Origin of the sequence: Methanosphaera sp., from assembly GCF_016282985.1 — an archaeon.
GTDB lineage: Archaea > Methanobacteriota > Methanobacteria > Methanobacteriales > Methanobacteriaceae > Methanosphaera.
This window is the reverse complement of the sequence record NZ_JAEELZ010000112.1, coordinates 1-5,803: the sequence shown is the minus strand read 5'-3', so window position 1 is coordinate 5,803 and position 5,803 is coordinate 1. Positions and strand designations below refer to the sequence as shown.

Here is a 5,803-nt window from a genome sequence, read left to right as displayed (position 1 = left end):
CCTGCATAAGTGTTTATTTGATTGTCTATACAGTTATGTCCAGGAATAAAACATCCCAATCCCTGTGAATTAGCCGCATTAACTATTGCACCGCTTTTCAGACTGGTTATATCACCCCTCCATAAACAAAGTTTATCACCATTGTTCTGATTATTATTTGGATATACTTTATCCAGAATATCAATATCATCAATGGAAGTAATATTTTTGTTTTTGATAATTTCTTCCAGGAATTCTTCCTCTTTTTGAATAAATTCGTCACTTATCGGTTTTGCCTGTCTGACATTACATAAACTTCGATATAAATTAAATTTTTCATTAATGTTTATTGGTGTTTTATTTATTTTAACTTCGGGGTTCTCTTCTAAGAGATACTGAATTAAATAATCAACATTTTCCATGAAAATCATCTTTAATAAAATATTTAAAAAATAGAATATAAGAATAAAGTAACTGAATAGTTACTTAAAAGACGTTTAGTATATTGTTAACCAATTTTGGATAACATCATCATTTTCGTCCAAGAACTTTTTAACATTTTTAAAGTATGTTCCATCGTTTAGTTCCTGACTTTCAGCACGTTTGTTAATACAATCATATTTCTCCACATCATCCCTTAGAGGAAGACTAATGATATTATAATTGTTAATGTTTTCCTCATCAACATTTTCTTCATCATACATACTATCCACATCTTCTGATGCAAGACCAACTACGGTACACAACTCCAAATCATAAAGGTGTGACATTTTATAATAACCTTTAGTTCCCGTAGTATCATATTCTTCCCGTACAATGCCCTTTTGAACATCTTCTAATGAAAACATTGGTACTGAAAATGGAATACGTGAAACAACAAATCTATCATCAAATATTCTTGCAAGTTTATGTTTTGTTAAAGCTTCCACCATGTCCCTGGTAGGATATTCGAGGATGATACTTGATTCAAATAATGCTGCAGATTCATCAATTTCTTCTTCCAATAATCCTTTATTTCTGTATTCAGGTAATACATAGAAATATTGCATTACTAATGCATCTTTATTGATTTGTGTTGTTTTGTAGGTTGCAAAACCAACAACTTCATCATCATATAATATTTCCTTAAAGAAGAAACAGGTATCGTTTTCTACTATAAAATAATTTTCATCATTGATTGCTCTGTATAGATAAATGTAATTTTCCTTAATTATTGTCTTAATTGGTAATGTAAATACATTTCCCTCTTCATCTGTCTTATAGTTATATACATTTCCCAAACCGTTTGGTCTTTTAACTCTTTTATTTGGATTCACCATTAATTTATTCCCCTAAATAATTTTTTTGACTATTATATTATAATATCTACTTTAAAGTTTAAAATCTTAATGATAAAATAATCAATCGATGTTTTCAACAATAATGTTAACCACATCATCCTTAATTTCATCTGAAAATCTGTGTTCTCCCTCTTCATATAGGTATACTGTTGAGTTTTCATACACATTATCAGCCATCACGGAGTATTCAACTGGTACCCTCTTATCTTCAACTCCGTGGAAAATATAAACATCACCCTTGAATCCTTTTATTTCTTCAAATACGTCAATATTTTTGGCACAGTTAATGTATTTTTCACCCAAATATTCCGGCATAAGATTCAGAACATTCATTTGGCTAGGATTATCCTTTTCTTTCATATCATCAGGAATTTCATATGCCGGAGCAAATAGGAATAATGCTTTAATATCATTCCTTGTAGGTGCTACAAGACTACTTACAAGTCCTCCCTGACTATGTCCACCAACATAAATCTGTTCTTCATCAACAAAATCTTCTTTTTTTAAAGAGTCTATAATAAAATTTAAATCATCTTTTTCTGTGTCAATGGTCATGTCACTTATTTTACCATCACTTTTACAGTTATATCCTCCACCTCTGAAATCATATATGTATGTGTTAATTCCCTTTTTGTATAGTTTTTCAGCATAAGGTATCATAAGAGTATGATCTAATGATAATCCATGAGATAAAATTAAAATTGGTTGTTTACCCTCTTTTTCTGTCTTATATATTTTCCCATATATTTTCTCATTATTTAATGTGTATGATAATTCTTCTATCATATTAACTGCTCCTATATTTATCTATGAAAGATTTTGATATCTAATTATAATCAGGTCTAACGAACTATGTATCCTATAAAATACAATGTTGATATTAATGTATATGAATGCATCTTATAGAAAGCAACAATAAAAAAAATTTATGACCATGCATCTTATAGAAAGCACTTTAGAAAACATTTCATAAAAAAATAGAATAAAATAGTAAAAATTTTTTAAAAAAAAAGATTAATGAAATTTATAATTTATTATATTCTTCATCACTTACTGGTTCTAACCATTCGTTTGAACCGTTTACTGCAGGCACTTCTATAGCAATGTGAGTGAATTGACTGTCTTTTGCTGCACCATGCCAATGTTTTACTCCGGCAGGTATTTCCACCACACTACCCGGAGTGAGTTTTTGTGCAGGTTTACCTTCTTCCTGATACCATCCTTCACCATCAGTTGCTAGTAGTATTTGACCCCCACCTTTTTCTGCATGATGTATATGCCAATTGTTTCTACAACCAGGCTCAAATGTTACGTTTGCAACTACCACTGAATCTGTTGTAAGCATATTAAGATAACTTTTTCCAGTGAAGAATTCACCGTAGGGATTTTCTTCACCAACACCGAATAATACTTCTTTAACCATCAATAAAACATCCTAAATCCATCTTTCTACGTTTGATTTACTTTCTTTTACTTCTGCACCATGTATTGCTAATCCTTTTTCAATTTTAGCACCTGAACATAACTTTTTAACATCTTTCATACTGGTTCCGAGACCTGAACCTTCATGAGTAATTACTGTCTTAACAGTTTTTCCGGTAAAATCAAGTTTCTCCAGTTGTGTAAACATTGCCATTGGTAATGTTCCCCACCAGTTAGGTGAAGCAATGTATATCACATCATATTCTGAAATGTCAGTTAATTCTTCCTTAAGTTCAGGTCTGGCATCATTGTCCTGTTCTTCCTGTGCTACTTCTGTTGTTTCCATGTAGTCTACAGGGTAATCTTCAACTGTTTCAACCTTGAATGTGTCTGCTCCGGTTAATTCTTTGATATAATCCACTACTATTTCTGTGTTACCTACTGGTAAATCAACAATGTCTCCGTTTACGTAGTTCTGTCCTGCTCTTGAATAATATATTACTAAACTTTTTGTCATTATAATCATCTCCATTTTTTTATTGACATATTTCATTTATTATTGCTAATGCATTAAGTGATCTTGGAAAACCGATAAATGGTAAAAGTACTGTTACTGCATCGATTAACGTTTGTTTGTCGTTCCCTACTGCTAGATTTCCTGCAGTATGTCCTCTTAACTGATTTTCACATCCACCAATAGATGCTATTATACTGAAGGTTATTAATTCTCGGTCCTGATCATCTAACCCTGTTCTAGTATAAAAGTCTCCAAAACAGTATCCTTTAAGAAATTCATTGAAATGTTTCTGGTCTTTTGGTGTGTTTTCATTCATTTCTTCTATGATTTTCCCAAAATAGTTTAACTGAATTTCATATCCTCTTTCTATCCTGTCTTTATGTGTTGTTGTTGATTGTCCTGGAATTGGAACATCTATTCCCTTTTCATCAAATATTTGATTTGTCACATCCAGGAAATCATACATTTTTGCAAATCCAACATATGGTGCTGATTGATATAAGACTTCCTTGATTTCTACAGCTTTTAATCCAATATTGATTGCTGCTTCAACTGCAATTTCATACTGTTTTAATGATTGGTTTGCTATTAAAGTTGCTAATGTGATGAGCATCTGACTTCTTTCGGGAAGTAATGTGTTTGACTGTACTTCATCAAATAAAAAATTGTTAAATATTTCTATAAATTCAGGATCTGTTTTGGATAATTCAGAGTTATAATATGGTAAAATTTTTTCACGATTTTCTTTAGCTTTATCGGTTAATTGCAATTTTATCTCTCCAATAAATATATGCACTTTATTTGTTATTAGATTATATATACATAAGAATATAAATACTTTCCTATGGAAAGAATTGGAGTATTATTATTAAATAACAGTCAAACAAAACTAAAAAATAAATCAATCAAAGAAAAAAAATAAAAAGCAATGCTAATGTTAATATATTCAACCATCATTTTTAGCAATTGAAATGGAGGTAAATTTTTTATTTTACTAAAAATGACATAAAAAAATAATTCCAACAGGATGTTTAAGAAATTAAAAGAAGAGAAAAAATAGTTTATTCTTCCTCTTCTTCTTCACCGGTAAATTCACCATATTCTTTATCAAGTAAGAATAAAAGTTCTGGTGAATTTACAGACATTTTAACTTTTCTTAAGTCTTCAGCAGCCAATTCTTCTTCTTCAACTTGTTCTTCTACAAACCAGAGTAAGAATTGGTTGGTTGCGTGGTCTTTAAGTTCTATGCTTAAATCTACAAGATCATGGATTAATGATGTTACTAATTCTTCGTGTTCCTGAATTTCTTCATATACTTCTACAACATCTTTCCAGTCTCTTTTTGGTTCATCGATTGCTTGTAATACTACACTTCCACCTTTTCTTAAGATGTAGTCATAGAATTTCATTGCGTGTTCTAATTCTTCTTCTGCATGTACTCTGAGAGAATTACCAAAACCTGGTAAATCATTATCTTCAAAATAAGTTGCCATGGATAAATATAAATATCCTGACTGCATTTCTGCGTTTAATTGATCATTTAATGCTTGTTCCATTTTTTTATCTAACATTATATCTTCTCCTATTTTATAATATTATTATGATAAATTAAAATTTATATACTTTTCAAATTATTGTTTTTTATAAGGATAAGTTATTGTTTTTTATAATGATAAGTTATTGTTTTTTATAATGATAATTTCATAAAATTCAAAATTTAAATAATTTTCAACAAAGAACGTCAAATCTAATGTAAAAAAAAGTATTGTTGGGAGGTTAAGTAAAAAATTATCTATGCTTTTCTTGTAAATACAAAGTCTGCAAGTTTCATTAATGCATCTTTTGCTTCTGAATCTGGAATAAATCCTAATGATTCTTTTGCCTTAATTACACAATCATATGCTACTGCTCTTGCATACTGAATTGCACCATATTTTTCGAGTAATGCCATTGCTTCAGGAATGATATTTTCATCATTTGCTTCTAACAATTCTATTAATCTATCATGATCTTCCTGATTAGCTTTTTCAAGTGCGTATAATACCATGATTGTTTTTTTACCTTCTACAAGGTCACTGCCAACAGGTTTTCCTATTGATTCGTCACCTGTTAAATCAATGTAATCATCCTGTATCTGGAAAGCCAATCCTACATTACGACCGTATTCCTGTAATGCTTTGATTTGCATTGATGAAGCTCCACCAATTATTGCTCCGGCTGCTGTTGCACCAGTAATGAGTGCTCCTGTTTTTTTATAGATCATGTTCATGTATTCATCCTGTGTTACTTCGAAAGTGTCTTCGAATGACATGTCTAATGCCTGACCTTCACAGATTTTAATACATGAATCAACGAGTACACGTAATGCATCTATTGCTCTTTCATATGCAATGTTGTCATCTGCAGTTTTAATTATTGTTTCATATGCTTTTGCAAATAAGGTGTCACCGGCAAGTATTGCTAACGGTTCTCCCCAGAGTTTGTGTACTGCTTTCATTCCACGTCTTGTATCGTCATTATCCATTATATCATCATGTATGAGACT

At 30.6% G+C, this 5,803-nt stretch carries 7 protein-coding genes and 1 pseudogene; all 8 read right to left on the bottom strand.

Features of this window, described 5'->3' with window-relative positions; translation table 11 throughout:
• Window positions 1-401, bottom strand: a pseudogene (locus QZZ11_RS06720) (protein-ADP-ribose hydrolase); the annotation flags it as partial.
• Window positions 402-476: 75 nt separating this feature from the next.
• Window positions 477-1,298: a GNAT family N-acetyltransferase gene (locus QZZ11_RS06715; RefSeq protein ID WP_292474682.1), complete on the bottom strand. Its 822-nt coding sequence runs from the start codon at window positions 1,296-1,298 to the stop codon at window positions 477-479.
• 81 nt (window positions 1,299-1,379) lie between these two features.
• Window positions 1,380-2,105 (bottom strand): alpha/beta fold hydrolase, encoded by a 726-nt coding sequence (locus QZZ11_RS06710; RefSeq protein WP_292474680.1) that lies wholly within the window; start codon window positions 2,103-2,105, stop codon window positions 1,380-1,382.
• Between the two features lie 238 nt (window positions 2,106-2,343).
• Window positions 2,344-2,742, bottom strand: a complete 399-nt coding sequence (locus tag QZZ11_RS06705) for a cupin domain-containing protein (protein WP_292474678.1) — start codon at window positions 2,740-2,742, stop codon at window positions 2,344-2,346.
• Window positions 2,743-2,754: 12 nt separating this feature from the next.
• Complete coding sequence (locus tag QZZ11_RS06700; protein WP_292474676.1) at window positions 2,755-3,258, bottom strand: flavodoxin; 504 nt, start codon at window positions 3,256-3,258, stop codon at window positions 2,755-2,757.
• Between the two features lie 19 nt (window positions 3,259-3,277).
• The gene (locus tag QZZ11_RS06695) at window positions 3,278-4,027 is read right to left on the bottom strand and encodes a carboxymuconolactone decarboxylase family protein (protein WP_292474675.1); all 750 of its coding nucleotides are present in this window, start codon (window positions 4,025-4,027) and stop codon (window positions 3,278-3,280) included.
• Window positions 4,028-4,319: 292 nt separating this feature from the next.
• Complete coding sequence (locus QZZ11_RS06690; RefSeq protein WP_292474673.1) at window positions 4,320-4,829, bottom strand: ferritin; 510 nt, start codon at window positions 4,827-4,829, stop codon at window positions 4,320-4,322.
• Between the two features lie 221 nt (window positions 4,830-5,050).
• On the bottom strand, window positions 5,051-5,803 hold a 753-nt coding region (locus tag QZZ11_RS06685; RefSeq protein WP_292474672.1), incomplete at its 5' end, for a polyprenyl synthetase family protein.